The organism is Bacteroidota bacterium, from assembly GCA_016213405.1.
Classification (GTDB): domain Bacteria; phylum Bacteroidota; class Bacteroidia; order Palsa-948; family Palsa-948; genus Palsa-948.
In genome coordinates, this window is the sequence record JACRAM010000050.1 from 29,281 (window position 1) to 46,229 (window position 16,949).

At 38.2% G+C, this 16,949-nt stretch carries 21 protein-coding genes and 1 tRNA gene; 8 read left to right on the top strand and 14 right to left on the bottom strand.

Annotated elements, in window-relative coordinates:
- Positions 1–273 precede the first annotated feature (273 nt).
- The 5 genes from tnpA to HY841_05360 all read right to left on the bottom strand — a co-directional run bounded on the left by tnpA (position 274) and on the right by HY841_05360 (position 4,408).
- On the bottom strand, positions 274–720 hold the full coding sequence (gene tnpA, locus HY841_05340) for an IS200/IS605 family transposase (GenBank protein ID MBI4930165.1): 447 nt from the start codon (positions 718–720) through the stop codon (positions 274–276).
- A 98-nt stretch (positions 721–818) separates the two neighbouring features.
- Positions 819–1,751, bottom strand: coding sequence for a UDP-3-O-(3-hydroxymyristoyl)glucosamine N-acyltransferase (locus HY841_05345; protein ID MBI4930166.1), 933 nt, complete (start codon positions 1,749–1,751; stop codon positions 819–821).
- Positions 1,752–1,760: 9 nt separating this feature from the next.
- Positions 1,761–2,285 carry an LPS export ABC transporter periplasmic protein LptC gene (gene lptC, locus HY841_05350; GenBank protein ID MBI4930167.1) on the bottom strand — a complete coding sequence of 175 codons (525 nt, stop codon included), beginning with the start codon at positions 2,283–2,285 and terminating at the stop codon, positions 1,761–1,763.
- Between the two features lie 76 nt (positions 2,286–2,361).
- Positions 2,362–3,675 carry a hypothetical protein gene (locus HY841_05355; GenBank protein MBI4930168.1) on the bottom strand — a complete coding sequence of 438 codons (1,314 nt, stop codon included), beginning with the start codon at positions 3,673–3,675 and terminating at the stop codon, positions 2,362–2,364.
- Positions 3,662–4,408 carry a type III pantothenate kinase gene (locus HY841_05360; protein ID MBI4930169.1) on the bottom strand — a complete coding sequence of 249 codons (747 nt, stop codon included), beginning with the start codon at positions 4,406–4,408 and terminating at the stop codon, positions 3,662–3,664. Before HY841_05360 ends, HY841_05355 begins: the two co-directional genes overlap by 14 nt.
- Before the next feature lie 92 nt (positions 4,409–4,500).
- Here HY841_05360 and HY841_05365 point away from each other — a divergent pair.
- Both HY841_05365 and HY841_05370 read left to right on the top strand, forming a co-directional pair.
- A tRNA-Phe gene (locus tag HY841_05365) sits at positions 4,501–4,573 on the top strand.
- 106 nt (positions 4,574–4,679) lie between these two features.
- Complete coding sequence (locus HY841_05370; GenBank protein ID MBI4930170.1) at positions 4,680–5,393, top strand: hypothetical protein; 714 nt, start codon at positions 4,680–4,682, stop codon at positions 5,391–5,393.
- A gap of 42 nt (positions 5,394–5,435) precedes the next feature.
- On the opposite strand, the gene HY841_05375 is transcribed toward HY841_05370, so the two are convergent.
- Entirely contained in the window at positions 5,436–6,611 is a 1,176-nt protein-coding gene (locus tag HY841_05375; GenBank protein MBI4930171.1) for a hypothetical protein, read from the bottom strand.
- A gap of 130 nt (positions 6,612–6,741) precedes the next feature.
- Here HY841_05375 and HY841_05380 point away from each other — a divergent pair, with 130 nt between their 5' ends.
- The 5 genes from HY841_05380 to HY841_05400 all read left to right on the top strand — a co-directional run bounded on the left by HY841_05380 (position 6,742) and on the right by HY841_05400 (position 9,924).
- Entirely contained in the window at positions 6,742–7,410 is a 669-nt protein-coding gene (locus tag HY841_05380; GenBank protein MBI4930172.1) for a hypothetical protein, read from the top strand.
- The gene (locus HY841_05385; protein MBI4930173.1) at positions 7,388–7,603 is read left to right on the top strand and encodes a hypothetical protein; all 216 of its coding nucleotides are present in this window, start codon (positions 7,388–7,390) and stop codon (positions 7,601–7,603) included. The genes HY841_05380 and HY841_05385 overlap by 23 nt, the downstream gene beginning before the upstream one ends.
- A gap of 144 nt (positions 7,604–7,747) precedes the next feature.
- A complete protein-coding gene (locus tag HY841_05390; protein MBI4930174.1) occupies positions 7,748–8,509 on the top strand; it encodes a DUF1738 domain-containing protein in 762 nt (253 codons plus the stop codon).
- Positions 8,510–8,645: 136 nt separating this feature from the next.
- Positions 8,646–9,356, top strand: coding sequence for an N-6 DNA methylase (locus HY841_05395; GenBank protein MBI4930175.1), 711 nt, complete (start codon positions 8,646–8,648; stop codon positions 9,354–9,356).
- A gap of 100 nt (positions 9,357–9,456) precedes the next feature.
- Positions 9,457–9,924 carry a hypothetical protein gene (locus tag HY841_05400; protein ID MBI4930176.1) on the top strand — a complete coding sequence of 156 codons (468 nt, stop codon included), beginning with the start codon at positions 9,457–9,459 and terminating at the stop codon, positions 9,922–9,924.
- A 151-nt stretch (positions 9,925–10,075) separates the two neighbouring features.
- Here HY841_05400 and HY841_05405 read toward each other — a convergent pair whose 3' ends face one another.
- A complete protein-coding gene (locus HY841_05405) occupies positions 10,076–11,338 on the bottom strand; it encodes a M48 family metalloprotease (protein MBI4930177.1) in 1,263 nt (420 codons plus the stop codon).
- A 260-nt stretch (positions 11,339–11,598) separates the two neighbouring features.
- On the opposite strand from HY841_05405, the gene HY841_05410 reads away from it, so the two are divergent.
- Entirely contained in the window at positions 11,599–12,753 is a 1,155-nt protein-coding gene (locus HY841_05410) for a hypothetical protein (GenBank protein ID MBI4930178.1), read from the top strand.
- Positions 12,754–12,883: 130 nt separating this feature from the next.
- Here HY841_05410 and HY841_05415 read toward each other — a convergent pair whose 3' ends face one another.
- The 7 genes from HY841_05415 to HY841_05445 all read right to left on the bottom strand — a co-directional run bounded on the left by HY841_05415 (position 12,884) and on the right by HY841_05445 (position 16,555).
- A complete protein-coding gene (locus tag HY841_05415; protein ID MBI4930179.1) occupies positions 12,884–13,093 on the bottom strand; it encodes a hypothetical protein in 210 nt (69 codons plus the stop codon).
- Between the two features lie 351 nt (positions 13,094–13,444).
- Positions 13,445–14,242, bottom strand: coding sequence for a DNA adenine methylase (locus tag HY841_05420; GenBank protein ID MBI4930180.1), 798 nt, complete (start codon positions 14,240–14,242; stop codon positions 13,445–13,447).
- A complete protein-coding gene (locus HY841_05425) occupies positions 14,239–14,535 on the bottom strand; it encodes a hypothetical protein (GenBank protein MBI4930181.1) in 297 nt (98 codons plus the stop codon). Before HY841_05425 ends, HY841_05420 begins: the two co-directional genes overlap by 4 nt.
- 25 nt (positions 14,536–14,560) lie before the next feature.
- Positions 14,561–15,508, bottom strand: coding sequence for a site-specific DNA-methyltransferase (locus HY841_05430; protein MBI4930182.1), 948 nt, complete (start codon positions 15,506–15,508; stop codon positions 14,561–14,563).
- Between the two features lie 26 nt (positions 15,509–15,534).
- Positions 15,535–15,891: a hypothetical protein gene (locus HY841_05435; protein ID MBI4930183.1), complete on the bottom strand. Its 357-nt coding sequence runs from the start codon at positions 15,889–15,891 to the stop codon at positions 15,535–15,537.
- Between the two features lie 70 nt (positions 15,892–15,961).
- Positions 15,962–16,351, bottom strand: a complete 390-nt coding sequence (locus tag HY841_05440; GenBank protein MBI4930184.1) for a replication protein — start codon at positions 16,349–16,351, stop codon at positions 15,962–15,964.
- 15 nt (positions 16,352–16,366) lie between these two features.
- Positions 16,367–16,555: a hypothetical protein gene (locus tag HY841_05445; protein MBI4930185.1), complete on the bottom strand. Its 189-nt coding sequence runs from the start codon at positions 16,553–16,555 to the stop codon at positions 16,367–16,369.
- Positions 16,556–16,949: the final 394 nt, after the last annotated feature.

The window sequence follows — 16,949 nt, forward strand, 5'->3', positions numbered from 1 at the left end:
TTAAAAACGATTACAGCGATGAAACAATAAAATGCAATCGGTTTAATCTTTTCTTTTGTTCTGAAATCTGTGTAATCTCATACATAAGACGTATAAGTAAGGTGATTGGTTGCCTGAGTTGAAAATTATTTATTAAGATCTTTCAGAATGTTTTGCTGCTGTCCCGCGAAGCGGGACAAATATGAATAACTCCGTATGAAATGCGGAGAAACTCCGTATGAAATGCAGAGAAAGTAATGTCTTTCGAACTACAACTCCGAAGGAGTTGAATATTCACAATACGTATTTTTCTTCAAATTCAATTTTATGCTCTTTCAGCAATTCAATAAACTCTTCACGAAATGTTTTTCTGGCATGATGTTCTTTCTGATTCTTCACATATTCAATCAGCCGGTCTTTTGCTTCGATTGAATAAGTAAAAGCGCCATATCCATCCTGCCAACCATTGAAATGCGGAAATATATTTTTACTCTTAATCCATTCTGAACTTGCAAGTTTTATGTCTTTTACAAGATTTGCCAAAGCAATTGACGGATGAAGATGAACTATGATATGAATATGGTCTTCCACTCCGTTGATACGGTATAAATGGCATTTTTTATTTTTCAGGATTCCTGAAATATATTTATAAAGTTCGGTGCTGTTCTTTTCTGTAAGTGTTCTTTCGCGCGAGTGTGTTGAAAAAACAATCTGATAAAGAATTTGCGTGTAAGTACTCATGAGGTATTCAACCCTTTCAGGGTTGAGATTTAGTTCATGTTTCGTTCTCCACATTTCATGTGGAGTTATTCGGGTTGAATCCCTTGGGGATTCTCCAATCATTTTTCCATCTTCACAAAAATCTCAGGAAGTTTACGAAGCATGGCGAGTTCCCTGAATTTTTTCATGGATTCATCACACGGGCTGCCCAAATATGTTTTGCCGCCTTCCACATCTTTTGCAGGTGCAGATTGTCCCAGCAGCACAGCCCCTTTGCCGATTCTTATTTTGCTTGGCACGCCCACTTGTCCCCAAAGCACCACATCGTCTTCAATCACACAGGCGCCTGAAATTCCAACCATCGAAGCGAACAAACAATTCTTTCCGACTTTAGTATCGTGTCCGACTTGAACATGATTGTCAATTTTTGTTCCGTTTCCGATAATGGTTTCTCCCGTCACACCTCTATCAATGCTTGACAGTGCGCCAATCTCCACGTTATCTTCAATCACCACTTTTCCGCAGGAGAGTAATCTGTCATAACCAGCCGGACGTTTTTTATAATAGAATGCATCTGCTCCAATCACAACTCCTGAATGCAGAATCACATTATTGCCGATGATGCAGTTGTCATAAATACTTACGTTGGGATGGATGGTGCAGTTGTCTCCAATCTTCACGTTATCTCCAACGAAGCAATTCGGCATAACGCGCGTGTTCTTGCCAATAACCGCAGAATCGCTTATTGCCTTTTGTGAAAACGAACGTGATGAAAACTGAGACGATATACGATTGAACGCGCTGAACGGATCGTCAGTAACAAGCAATGCTTTTCCGGCAGGGCATTCCACTTTTTTATTGATAATGATTGCAGCGGCTTTCGACTTCAGGGTTTTGTCATAATATTTCGGATGATCAACAAAAGCAATATCTCCATCCATAATAACATTGAGTTCATTAATTCCGTAAATAAGCAAGTCTGAATTGCCAGTAATCTCTGCTCCAATCAGCGAGGCGAGTTCTTTTATTTTTTGCGGCTTGGAAAATTTCATGAATTAAAATTACTCATTTTTATTTTCGGCATCGTCCTTCAGGTTAATTGTTCCTTTGATGTTTTTGATTTTATATTTTGTAAAATCCTGATTTGATTCCAATCCGTCTCCATAAATAATTTCGTCAGCCGTAGTGATTTTAACAAACGCTTCCGTATATATTTTATCTTTTGCTTCGTCCCATATCAGGTGTTCCGTATTCAGTTTTTCTCCTTTCACATTCACCACTTCCACATTTCTTTTTGCGTCCATCCTGCCTTCTTTTTCGTAGCGGATGCCATAATCTGCTTTCAGTTGCGAATCAATCTTCATCGAATCGTTATAGAAAAGTATTTTCACACCGAGGGGGAATTCAATGTATTGCTTGTCAACATACCGGTCGAGTTGCACAGCCATAAGTTTCATTTTCACTTTTCCGGAATCGCTGTACATAATCTCCGCATCCTTCATCGATTCGGAAGGAAGATTTTTTGCCGAAGTAATTAAGTTGATGGTTTTAATATCGGTCTGGCAGGAAGAAAAAAGAAGGCACAAGGTAAAAGGTATAAGGTATAAGGGAAAATGCAATTTGTTTTTACATCGTACATAGTACATCGTACATCGTACATTTTTAATCATACTTCCGCTTGATAAACCACCTGTCATTCAACGTAAATCCGATAACCGCTTTTAAATACTGTTCTTTGATAAGTTGGTTCTCAGTGGTTCCCATCTGCCCGATTTCAAATCCAACATTGATGATAGACTGCGAATACGTTTCGCCAACTTTTATTTTTCTCAAAGGAAATCCTGCGCCAAAAGTGATGGCAAATTCTTTGAGAGAAGTATTTCTTAACTCCATGTAAGAACTTGTGTAGGCGAATCCTACCCTATAGAATATTTTTTTGAAATACTCTTCTTTTGTTCCGGCACTTTTATTTGGGATGTATTGCATTCCCATCGCAATGCGCTGGCTGTTTTTTAAAAGCGAATCCTGCCCGAATGATTTGAACGAAGCCCAGTTCTGCGTGGAGTAATCAAATCCAATCATCCATCTCTCGCCTTTCTTTAAAACAAACCCACCGCCCAACATCATCGGCATGGTAATAGTATCTTTCACATCTTCATTATTAATGATAGTGTCCTTCATTACTTCTACTCCGAAATCATTTTTATAAGTAGCGGCAAAAGTTGTTTTCTTCACATTGATATTTGTCTTTAACCCGCCCGTGGCGCCAAGCGTCAGTGACCAGTTATTTTTCAATAGATATTTGTATTGCGCTCCGAATATGTAATGAAAATCGCTCACGCGTGTCGTCTGCGAAAATTTTGTATTAAAAAAATTTGACGCCTTTGGAAATGAATCCCGGCTGCTGAAGATTAAATCACCAAAGAGATAAGAAACATTTACCCCTGCCGAAAAATTTTTCTTCCTGAACCCATTGCCAAAATATATTTGGTTGATTCCTCCTTCTCCAACATAAGAATATTTCACAGTGCCGATGCTGTCCTGTTCCTTTTCATCATGAATTTTGTATCCCACTGTGCTGTACGGCAACAAACCAAAACTGGCGCCCCACCATTGTGCCACAGGAAAAGCCAGCGCCATGTATGCAAGAGCAGTTTGATTAGAAAGAAATTTTTTATCCTGTGTTTCAAGATTTGTTGTATTGCTTTTCAGTCCGAAGTCAAAAACAGTTAGCCGGGCTGAGGCATGTGATGCGGGATTGGACGTATTGATATAGAAAGGAGCTGTTGTGTCATTCTGAACCGCGTTATAAATCCCACCCATAGGAATGTTGTTGGCAAAACCTCCATACTGAAGTTCTCCTAATCCATAGCGCGAATAAGGAGAGTTGGTTAATGACTGGGAATAGCAGAAATAAGATGGCAGATAGCAGATAGCAAATACCAAAAAGAAAATACTGAACTTATTTTTTTTCATTAAATTTTAAAATCTGATTTAATCCTTTCAGCACTAAAAATGAATCAGCAAAGATGCTTGAATTTTCGTTACCTGAAATGTTAAAAATCCTTTCGAAGAATTTTAAATAACCGCCTGTGAAAACGACCTTTACATCAGGATATTGTTGGAGATATCTTGCAATGATTCCGCGGACTTCTTCAGCAGTTCCATTCATTACGCCAGATAAAATTGATTCATCTGTATTTTCTCCTATGAGTTTGTCAAACTGTTTGTAGTTAAGAAGCGGAAGTTTATCCGTGAATTGATTCAGCGCTTTAAAACGCATATCAATACCGGGAGAAATTCCGCCTCCGAGATATTGACTCTTCGCATTTACAAAATCATATTTGATACAGGTGCCGGCATCAATCGCCAGAACATTTTGATTTGGGAAAAGAAAGTTTGCTCCAACTGCACAAGCCAATCTGTCTTTGCCGAGCGTTTGTTTTGATTGATAAATATTCTCAATAGGAATTTTTGTAGCGGCAGATAACTCAATAAAAAAATATTTTGATTTAAGAAATCCGGAAATATCTTTATCGTGGTTTGTTACTGAAGAAAGAATCACATTTTTTACCGAAGAGTTTTTCAAAAGCAACTCTCTCAGAACATCAGTCGAAATTTTTTCAAATGAAGAAAAAGATGAAAGTTCAGCTTCGTTGAAGACGGCTGTCTTCGTGAGGGTATTTCCTATGTCAATTACTAAATTCATCGGGCAAAACTAATAAAGGAATTCCATCCGTTACAAGTTATCTCCAGATTACAGAGATTTATTTACATTTGCCATCCGTTTTTACAATTAATGGCATCTTAGCTCAGTTGGTAGAGCAACGGACTGAAAATCCGTGTGTCCCCGGTTCAAATCCGGGAGGTGCCACTTTTTTTTAGAAGAAACTAAAGGTTTGAGAGAGTTCTACGGGCTTGGGTGCGATTTTGGGTGCTAAGCTGGGTGCGATTTTCTGAGCCACAATAAATAAAAACCAATGGACGAAGAAGAAAAAAAAGATGTTACGAAGGAAATCTTAAAATCTTTTCACAATCAGTTTTCCGAAAATCAAAATCATCAGCAACGAATATTTCTACAATTTTTTTCAGCAATTCTTGTATCAGCAATTCCATTTGGCGTTGTCTTTGTCAATATTACAGATGAAGCGAAGTTTTGGGACGTTGCTAGGGATGATGAAGGAAAGATTATAAGCTACGCTATTAGTCACTTAATTGGCTCATGGCTGCTTATTCAAATCGCATTAATAACTCTTAGTGCCTTTACTTTAAAAATTGCGTATAGCTTTAGAAGGGATCAAAAAGTTGTTGAGAATATCAGAAAGACCGCTCTTGGCACTCCTCTTTATCAGGAAATATTTGGTAAAAAATCCTTCAGCGCAGAGCATAAAGAACATATGGGTGGAAAATCCTATGTCCCATTGTTTTGTGCGATCTTTTGGCAGTTCTCTATTTTCCTACAGTTTGTTTCATCATTTATTTTATTTTTTAGAACGCTAAGAATTTCTTTGGAACACCTTGGTTGGGTTTTAAGTGCAATTGCAGTCACAGCAATAATTAGTATCCTGATATCATATTTTTGGAGGTATTACTATTATTTAAAATATAAAATAACAGTAGATGGAGCGAATGCTGATGATCTGAAAGAAAAACATAAAATTAATTCTATATTTTATCGTTTTTTGGATATTTAAAAACAATTGGGTTTGCTAGCTGGTTTTCTATTTATTTTTTATTTATTCAAGGTTTCTCCTATCTTGATTGTTTGAATTAAGAATTAAAAACCGATTCAGAAGTTGAAGTTCTTTATCCAATTCATCTATTTGGTTAGACAAATTATTTACCACATATTGTTGGTCTATTAATTGTGTTCGCTTTGTTGATTCTGCGCGCCAAAGTTTCCATCGCTGAATGTCCTCCATTTTATCATTAGCTTGAAGATACTGACTGTATTTCATTTCACGCTTATCAAGTATCTGGTGATGTATAATTTTCGTAAGCAGAAAAATATTTGCATCATTTCTGCGAATAATTTTTTGAGTGTTGTTATCGTTCGCTTGAATTTGTGCAGAGGTAGATTCATGAATAGCACGAATTTGTTTCAATGTGGATTCTTCTATTTTTTCTAACTGCTGTTGGGTTGAATCAGTGACGGAATTTATAACCTTTAATATTTCTTTTTCACGAGCTGCAATTTGTTTATCTACAAATTCCTTATCAGCATTAATTTGTTTTTTCGTGCTCTTCTCAAGTTTATCTATTTGCTTCTGACTCGAATCAGCAACAGCAAGAATCAGTTTTTGCATTTCGTCTTTTTGTGAATTAATCTGTCTTCCAATATTTTTCTCTAAGGCATTAATATGCGAAGCGGTAGATTCAGAAAGTGCATTAACCACCTTGTTTGTTTCTTCTTTATGAATAGATATGTGTTGTTCTACCGACTCTTTTACTGCTTGAATTTGTTCAACTGTAGATTTGGCATTAGCAGATATTAATTCACTTGTTTCTTGTTTGTGGGCTTTAATTTCTTCACCAACAGAATTTTTCAATGCATGGATATAGGAAGATGTTGATTCTTCAATTTTTACTATGTGTTTATTGGTAGTTTGATGAAGTGTTTCAATCAATTTTTGGGTTTCCTGTCGGTTTGCTTCTATTTGCTTCTGTGATAATTCTTGTATGGCAGATAATTTTTTTTCTGTTGATTTAGCTTGCCTTTCGAGATTATACATTCCTAAGGAAAATGCAGTACAAATGGTAAAAAGTATTCCTCCTGTTTTTGTGAATTCAGGAAGCCAAGTCGAAGATTCAGGAATATTCCAATAATGGCAAATAATAGTTATATAAGTCCCGATTAAAGCCACAAAAATTATGAGCAAACATTTCCATTTATTAAAAGATGAGGGTTTCATAAATAGAACATTTTAAATGGTTGTTATAAAGATGACGATAAAATCAAAATTGGTTGCCTCAACCCCTTGACTTCCTCCCCTCCCCAAGCCATCATCCCACATGGTTATTGTTCTTTCAAAACAATTCTTTATGGAAACAAGAAAAAGACTCCGGGAAATTTACCTTGTTGTCACAAACCGTATCATTGCCCTATTGCAAAGAGATTCCGTTCTCGTCTTTGAAAAAAGCTGGAAACGAACCGCGCTTGTAAAATCAAGAAACAGAAAACAACAGCGAATAATTTTCCAAGACAAAATCCCACTTACATCAAAATCAAAAAGGAGAATTCCTGCCTGCGATGCTGTTTTAAAAAAAATGTATCTGCCGCCTGATGTCAGGAAAAGCAGCAGCAAGCCGGAGTATTGCGTGGTTTCAGACAGCATTTTTCTTCCATCAATCCGATGCTTTCGGGACTTGGATTCATATTATGAATCCCTTTTCCATGAATTGATTCATGCCACGGGGCATCCCATGCGGTTAAACAGAAAGGAGTCTTACGACTTTCGTTCTGAAAAATCTGTCTGTATAGAAGAAATAATAGCGGAAATTGGTTCCTGCTATCTGAAATACTATACGGGCATCGGAGAAAAGTATTTTAAAAACAGCGTGGCATACATTCAGGACTGGCTGAATGGCTTTTATTACGACAAGCGTTTAATTCTTTATGCCTGCAAAAAAGCACAAGATGCCGTGAATTATGTTCTCGTAACAGGCGCAAGGCAAAATGAAACAAGACATGAGCGAAAAATCATCGAGTGAAAAATTTATCAGGCGGAATCTCAAGGTATATTACGGGCAGTATGCTCACGACAGCAAACAACATCCGGTAATACGCCTTGGCGGAAAATATCTCCAGGCGCTTTTTAATTTTAATGTGGGAGATACCATCGAGGTAAGCATGCATAGCGGAGAAATCAGGATTCGCAAAATCGGTGCACCGTGTGGTAAATAAAGCGGCAATGTCACCCCGACCATCGTGTCGGGGTTTTTTAATTGACTGTAATAGTTTTTTGTTTCTTCTTATCCATTCCCTATTGTCTTTTTTCGTGCTGACGCTATCATGCTTTCAAACTGTTCTTAAAAACATAATATACCAATGGAACTAACTACTTCAAATAACAAAGATGTTTACCAAATTATCACGAATGAAATTATCACTCTTCTGAAAAAGGACATTATCCCTTGGAGAAGATTCTGGGTCAACAGAAATTTTCCGGTGAATCTTATTACCAAGAAACCTTACCGGGCTGTAAATTTTTTTCTTCTGGATTCCCTGAAATATTATGAAAATTATTATCTCACCCGCAGGCAGATAAATGAAATAGGCGCACAGGTAGAAGAAGGCAAGAATCCTTATCCGGTTGTTTTCCAAAAGAAAACCGGGCTCTGCCTTAGTTATGTGTTCAATGTAAATCAATGTGCTGGTCTTCCTGCTGGCATAGTTCCTCCGGAAACCGAGAGCCGGAGAATGATTTATTCCTGCGGTGTTATTATCCGGAATCCACGTAGCAGACAAGAATACTGCTATGATGGTAATAGCCTCAATGTTGTTTGGGGTGACCCGCTCGACTGTGTGCGTGTAGATTTCCCATCGCGATTGCGCATTCTGCCTCGGAATGAGAAAGAAGAAATTCAATGGGACAATTTTTCCCTTGAAGAAATGACAGCGGAAATTACTTCCGGTTATCTGAAATCACTTGCCGGTGTGGAGGCACAGCGATGCGTAAATGACTCTGCATACATATCTGCATGGATAAGAAAACTTGAGAGCGATAAGCATTTTATTATCCGTGCCGGCTTTCAAGCCCAGAAAGCAGTTGATGTTATCTTCGGAAAAAAGACCCGGGAACCACCCTGACCATCGTGTCAGGGTTTTTATTTGACTGCACACTCTTTTTATTTCCCCGCATCATTTCCCTATTGCATTTCTTCCCCGCCACGCTATCATGCCATCGGCTCGTTCATTCAAAACAATAATCCTAATTCCTTTTCCCATGATATCACTTTTCAAACGTGATTTTAACGAAGCGTCCAAAGGAAAAAATCCGGTTGACGTCTTCGATGATTTCCTGACCGTTACAATGGCGGTTTTTACCAAAAAGCCCAATACGGGTTTGCTTTATTATGCCGAAGAGTTCGAAAAAATTGCCAAAGAGTACAAAGAGCGCGGAACCTTTGAAACACTGATGAAACTTCCCTATCATTTCTTTTTTTATGAGCGTGCCGGTTTCGAAGGAATTGATTTGCTTGGCGAATTCTACATGCAGGAAATAGCAAGTCGCAGCAGTTACAGGTATTTTATTCCCTATCAATTATGCGTTGGGATGACCGAGGAGTTCAGCTCCGAAGCGACTCATCCGGCATGCATACTTGATACAGCCGTTGAAAGCGGACGGCTCCTGCTTGCTTTTGCAAAGAACGCTCCCAAAGTAAAGCATCGGTATTATGGCATTGAGATAGACCCGCTCTGCGCGAAGATGGCTGCCCTAAATATGTTCATTCACGATATGCCTGGAGAAGTAATACTTGCCGATAATTTCGAGCCGGATAATTTCAAAACAGGTTATCGCATTAATCTTTGCCCTGCAGGTATATTCAGTGTTCCGGAAAAAGAGAAATCCCAGCTTTGGCACATGTACAAAAACGTCTTTTCAAAAAAGAAAGTGGATGGTTCTTTATCGCAGAGCAGATTGTTGTTCTTTTAAACTTACCTCTCCCATTAACGGAGGGGTTTTTATTTGCCACCTCTTGACTTCTGTCTTTCGGGAGTTATCATGCCAGAAACGTTCATTAAAAATATTTACTATGACAAAAGAAAAAACAGAAAAACAAAAATCGCTTACGCCACGCGAAGCCGCGCAGGATTTTATTCGCCCTTATGTTTTAAAAAGTGATACTATGCCCCTTCATCCTTCCGCCAAACTACGCCATGAAACAAAAAATTATTCGGCACATATTGAAGAAACGGGAAACGTGGTAATCACAAAACTTTATGGCGAAGCCATTGAAGAAAAATTTTCACTGAAAGAAATCATGAATGATGTTACCCTTGAGTTTATCTATGGAAAAGGAATGACAAACTTTACCGCTCCCACTGCAAAAGAAGCGTATGCGCTACGAGAGAAAGAAATAAAGTTACTGCTCAAGGAACTAAAAGTGAAATTAAAAAAGCACAGGAAGGATTTCAAAAATTATACTTCCAACTGGGGATATGTAGGAGATTTGGGTCATATCAGCAGCAAGTTGAAAGAAATTGTTTTGTTCCTTCACTAAGAAGCTTGACTTCTCTTGTGCGCCAAGTTATGTGGTATATAGGGTGGCTTGTGATTCTTTTTCATAAGAACCAATCCCTACCCCAACTGCCGAAAGGCAGAGCCCGTATGGAACTTATTATTCCAGCGGGCTGTTTTTTATTAGATGTGAATTATTTTATCTGCCTTGTTTCGGATTTGCATTTTGTAATAAGTATTTGACCTTGACTTACTGCATTTACATGATAACCTTTCCATTCGGGTTTCGCTGAGTAAGAATGAGAAGTGGCTGATAAATTATAAAAACATTGACTTTCATTTGGATCTAACGTTAATGATTGCGGGTTTAGATTTTCGTCTATAGTAACAATAAGTTTTTCATTGGTAAGATTTGTAAAGCAATAATCTCCGGTACTTTTTGTTTCGCATTCCTTTGCTGTTGGGTTTGTTTCTTTTGAAGCAGTACTGCTGCCATCAGAATTTAGTGTAATTGTTTTAGTTTGGCATTTTTCTATCAATATGTTTCCTGATTTTATTGTTATTAATCCATAAGTTAAAGCTTTCGTGCCTTTTACGGTGTATTGCCATACTTTTGCCGGATATTGATAAATGCACTCCGAACTATTCGGCTGAATTGTCAAAACGGGACCATCTCCTGTTCTAACTTGTATTGAACTGCCAAATTTATTGTACTCATTATCCATATCATATAAATCAACATAAATAGTTTGGGATGTTTGATTAACAAAACAATAATCTCCCGTATTTTTAGTTTCACAATTTTTATTTTCTTTTTCAGGAGAATCATTCCCCTTTTTTGTTTGGGGTATAGTTGGTGAATCATTTTTAGAATTATTTTCTTCTTTGGCTTTATTCCAACCAACCGTTACGGCTTGCATTCTTGCACTTCTTCCAGGATGAGTGGGGCAGGCTTTTTCGGGAAATGTCATCACTGCGGATAGCGCTTGTTCTAAAGTAGCGCCAATTTTAAATAAAGCAAAACCAGCAAATTCATCTGCTTCAAGTTCTTTTGGTGGCCTGCTTCCTATGCTATCTAATGTATGACCGTTAAGATGATGACCTATTTCGTGTGCTAAAACAAAAGTCGCTGCCCAATTTGTCTTTGCTGTATTTTTTATTCCTTGAATGTAACCCTCATTATAATAAATATATCTTTCTCCTTTTTCAATTACAGCGGAAGCATTTGGCACATTTGCTGCCTTAATTTTAAAATTGGGTTTTAATCCGATTTTGTCCATAATATTTTGAACAATGTCGCGAGCTTCATTGCTTGAGGAAAAGGAATAGATTTCAGTTTCAAAAGGTTTTCCATCGATACTACAAGCATTAAAATTTGTCAAACTCACTAAATTTTGTCCAAGAAGATTTTGAACCACAAACAAAATAAATAAAAAATTAACAGTTATTCTTTTCATAGTATCTAAGTTATTAATGTACTCGTTGTTGACCTTACTCAAAGGTAAGCCAAATTTGTGAATTGAAATTTTTGGACGACTGCTTTTAATTGTGAAATCTTCTTTGATATGGTTGATTTTAAAATATCGCCTTGACACTTTCTCTATTCTGTTTTTCTTTATGATTTACCCCTTGTGTTTTTCCGACACCACGCTATGCTGTCATGCAGAAATTCTTTAAGTCAAACCATACCCGATTTATCGGGGATAAAATTTTTACCATGAGAAAAAATAGTTCTTTAAAAAAGGTAAGTAAAGAAAACACTACAAAAAACTTACCCGCAGCCACTAATCAGGAAAAGATTCAAGTGGAATACACAAATGCCTTTCTACTTGAAGGGAAAAAACTTCAGCCGTTAACAGTGGATTATCAGAAAGCAATTGAATTGCATCAGTCCAAGCCGATTGAAAAGAAAATCAAATCAGAGAGCGAGTTGGAAGACATTGTCTTGCGCAATTCGAAAATTCTTTTTGGCGGAAACACTTTACTGATTAATTTGCAAGAGAAAACGGGCATTGAATTCACTGGCGGTTTTTCGCCCGCAGGAATTTTGCTCGACTTTCAGGACAAGCAGAAACCAAAACTTTTTCTGCTCGAGGTTTTCCTTTCCGAAAAAACTTTCAGCGACCTTTTCTACCAGATGACCCGGTTGTTTTCTTTTTTCAGAGACGAAGAAAGCACAAGGCAGTTTGCAGACGCGCTGGGAGGCGTTATAGGCGCGGATAAGGCGTTAAAAAAGGAATTCCGAGCAAGGGTAGGCAGTGGAGAGATAAGAGAGGTTTTAGCGGAGATCCTGAAGCGAAAGCCCGCAGTGCTGCTTGTAACCAACAACGAAAAAAATGATTTGCCAGTGCTGACGGAAACCTACACGGAAACATGGGGGAAATTAGTGAAGCCGATTTTTCTTCGCAAGTTTTTGTGCAAGGGCGATACTATCATTACGGTTCGTCCGCTCTTTTCAGAAATCAATGGTAAAAAAGTAGTGAAGGAAGGGAAAGTAAAATCTACAGTGGAAGACCATTTGGAAAATGTGTCAGAACCTGTAAGAGAAATTTTCCTGCAAATCAAGAAAGAGTTGCTGAAGGCGGATAAGGAACTTGAATTCCGGGTAAAGCAGTATTATATTTCCATGCGGAAAAACCGCAACCTTGCGTTTTTCCAGTTAGGGAAAAAGAAACTCTCCGTTGTGATTGCCAATCCTGAAAAGGGTATGCAAAAAAAAATCAAGCATCATAAAACTTTGACGCTTGCTCCCTCCGTGAAAAAATTCTGGAATGGGAATGAGCATTGTTTTACGGTGGTGATTGAAAGCGCACAACATCTCAGCGAAATCATCAACTTGCTGAAAAAACTCGTGAAAGATACAGAAGAATGATTGTTCTTTTTTTCGAGCCGCTCCGGAATGGGCGGCTTTTATCTTTTTATAAATAATTTTACAGAAGGAGTTTTCTTGAAATGCATAATTAAAAAAAACCGGCCCGCGAGGGACGGTTTTTAGAAGAGTATTAGCCAGCGTAGGCGTCTCTTTCACTTCTAATTTCGGCAACAACTTGGTCTCTGATTTCCTCAATATCCCGTAAATCGTCTGGGGTGAATACAAACAATCCACGCTCCACACGTTTACCATTTCTAATAGTAACCACTGTTGCGCTGTTTTCATCTTCACCTCTTTCAAAATAGAAAGAGTTTCCGTTGGTGTTTTGTTTTGGGTCCATAGTAGTTGGTTAGGGTTTCTGTTTTTGTTTTTTTAATTTAGTAATTTCAGTAAATTGCTTTAAAGCATTAAATAGCCCGTCAGCGCATCCAACCAATAAATGAGGATCAATTTTCGGACTAAAAATATTCACGTCATTCGCATCTGTACACAGGAAGCCAATTATGTTATCAACTAAGAAAAACAATCCATTTAACAGGTCGGGTAGACATGAACTTCAATTGTGAGATGCGCGAAAGTAAGCAAACAAATTAAATATACCGGTTGAAAAATTTTCAAAGATACTTCCAATCCTATTGTAGAAAATACACTATTATTGTCAACTTGTATGAAAGGTTTTTGTATTTCGTAGTTACTTCATTCTTGTTTCATAATTCCCCGTCAACACCTCCTGCTTCTTCCTCTGCGGAATGGAGCAGATAGACGAAACACACAACGGCTTATCCACCACTTTAGTAAACCATTTGTTTTTCCTGATGTATTGTTTCAGCAAATCGGAAGGATAAGAACTCAAAAGAAACTTCCCTTTGATTTGAGATAGTTTATCAAGCAGTTTTTTGAAATCCTTTTCTCTGTATTTTTTGTAATGCCCGCAGTCAGAATTGAAATACGGGGGATCAAGATAGAAGAATGTATCTTTTGCATCACGTGTGCGGATTACTTCCAGCGCATCCGTGCATTCTATTTCCGTTCTCTCCAACCGCTTCGCGTATCCTTCGGCAAAAGCAATCCGTTTGTTATGTATCCTTCGTGGTGTGGTGTTATGCTTCTTGTCAAACACCCAGATGCTGTCCAACATAGAAGCGAAACTCTGATGTGCAAGCACCCATACCGACCAGGCGCGTTTCACTTCATCAAAGAGTGTCGGGTTTTGCAAAATTATTTTTGCTTCCTTGTGGAATTGTCGGCTGTGTAATGTGGTTTTAATTTCCCTCTTCAATTTCTTAAAATCATTTTTTATCACTTGATAAAAATTAATCAAGTCTCCGTTTGTATCATTAATGACTTCAATCGGTGTGGGCTCTTTGGCAAAAAAAATGGCTCCTCCGCCAAAGAACGGCTCGCAGTAAATTTTATGCTTCGGAATGAGTGGCAATATTTCCCTGACTAATTTTTGTTTTCCCCCGTAGTAAGTAAGAGGAGGTTTCATTTTACTTCTCCGGCTCTTATGATTTGCAACGCTTCGTAGAGTTTGCTCCAGAACACATACGGTATTTCCGTATCATAGAGATGCCTTATGCTATCGTATTTTCCGGTAAGGAATATTTCTTTGTATTTATCAATGGGATATGAACCGATGAAGTTCATCCCGTTTTTTGTTTCCACGGCTTTCTTCTCAATTAAAAACTCCTCAAAACTCCCCTCTCTTTTAATTTCTTTTTCAAAATGTACAAGTACATCATTCGGATAATTGAATTTGATTTTGTTTTTTGTTCGTTTCATAGAATTTTTTCTGATGAGATAAATTTTAATTCAGAACTTTTGCAATGTTTCTTCTTGCGATTCGGCAGTATGATTTCTTACCTTCAATGCCGATAAATTTTCTGCCGAGTTCAATAGCTTTAATTCCTGTAGTGCCGCTGCCGCAGAAGGGGTCAAGCACTATTCCTCCTTTGGGGCATCCCGCGAGAATGGGCTTTTCGATAAGCGCGGTGTTGAATTTGGCGTAATGCTTGTCCTTGCCGGATTGCGTGTTGATTTTCCAGAAATCAGATACATCACCGGGATTTCTTCCCTTTGGATGACACATGTTTTTAATGTTCATGTTTTCAAAAGAACTTCTCTTTTCCCTGTGCCCGTTCCATGCCCTTTTCATTCTCTTGAGAGAAACTTCCTGATGCGGTTCGCGGATACTGTCTAAGTCAAAATGATATTTTTTATTTTTAACGAGGAAGAAAACATATTCGTGCTTTTTGGAAAAACGGTCTTTGGCGCTTTCTGGAAGGGCGTTGGGTTTTCCCCAAACAATGTCGTTGCGCAGGAGCCATCCTCTTTCTATGCAGCCGATAGCGAAGCGGTGCGGGAGAAGTAGCAAACTTTTCTGCGGTACTTTTCCTTTTAGAAGTTTGTTTCCATCTTCGACATGTTTAATTTTTCCATGCTGCTTATATTTTATTCCCCTGCACGCGCCTGATTGTGTACCATATGTATCTCCGAGATTTATCCAGACTGTTCCGTTTTTCTTCAACACTCGTTTTATTTCTTCCATGAGTGACCAGAGGTTTTCTAAATATTCGTGGTATGTTTTTTCGAGCCCCCATTGTCCTTTCCACTTGTAATCCCGCATCTGCCAGTAGGGCGGAGATGTTATCACGCAGTCAATACTTTCGCTTGGAAATCTTTTTATGGTTCTTAACGCATCGCCATGAATAATTTTATTGATGTGTTTTTTTAAGCCGTTTGATGAGGAAAGCAAGTTGTTTTTTCATTGGGCTGATAATTTTATTCCCAGTCATAAACAAATATTTTTTCTTTCTCGGTTACTTCCCGAAGGTCATGCTCCGTTCCTGATATTTTTGCTTTGAAATAGGCGCAGCCATGCGTCAGGTTACCGGAATCTATGTAATCAAACTCCAGATTTTTCAATTTTACCTCTGGAAATTTTTTGAGCAGGTGTTTAACTTCCCGTCTGGCTTCCGTTTCTGCCCTTTTTGGCTGATGCCTGAGTACAGATATGATTCTTGAAGGGTTTTCTTTATGAGGAAAAACGACAAATGCCAGTTCTTCAAGGGAGATAATAAAAACTGCTTCAATCAGGATTTTGTTATTTGGATTTTGGAATTGTATTTTTTCTGACATGATTTTTTATTATTAATAATATTTATTTGTAATGAGTTTATTTTGTTATTGGCAAAAATTGCGGAGACGGCTAGGAAAGTTTTGCGCAGGTTTGGGGATAACTTCGGGGTTCTCCACTGGTTTTCCCCTGCTGTCCCACAACCGAATGGAACATACTGGAGAGTTTATAGAACATTCTTTTTTTGCCTTTTCTTTTTTCGGGCATATCCAGTAATTCTCCTTCTTCAGAAAAAACTTCAATGAAATTTTTCCCGGCAAGCATTTCAATGGCAGAAGTTATGGAACGCTGGGAACATCCTGTTTTTGCTTTCAATTGACTTGCGGAAATCCAGTCGCTTTCTTTTTTCCATCCGAGTGTCTGGCGGATAATTACAAGAAGCATTTTAAGTTCTGTTCCCTTCAGATTTCTCAGATGTTCATCAAGCAGAAAGTTGGGAACGGGAGTAGTTTTGACTTGCATAAAAATTTACTCCTCTTATTCACTTTGAATCTCTCCCATCGGCTTGACATCAAAAATGTAGAACTCCGTTTCCGGCTGATGAAAGAGCCGGATGTAGCGGTTTCCCTTGTCCGTGATTTTCATAATCCCCGCTTTGTACCATTTTGTTTTCACCACTCCGTCCTTTTCGAAAATCCTTTTGGTGCAAATGCTGAATATTTGCATGAGATGTGATGTGTGATTTATTTTTATTAATGTTCGACCTCGTCTCCCGATACTATCGGGAGGAGCTATGCTTGCGCACAGCGGTCTGTGGAAGATTGTCTATCCTGCATTACGCGAAGCCGCAAGATTACATTCGTAATGCCCTGTATTATTCTATAAAAATTCTCCACAGGCCGCTGTGCCCGACTATCCTGCAACCTGCTGCCGACAGGCAGGTTTGTGCGGGCAGGTGGTATCGGGCACAATTCATAAATAACAATTAAAGTAGGAAGCGAAGGTACAAAGTAACTTCGCCACCTCTCACACCACTGTACATGCTTAGACGCATACAGCGGTTTCATAAAGTTTTAATCGTTTGTAGTTTGCCGATAAACTGTAGTAACCTTCTTTTGCA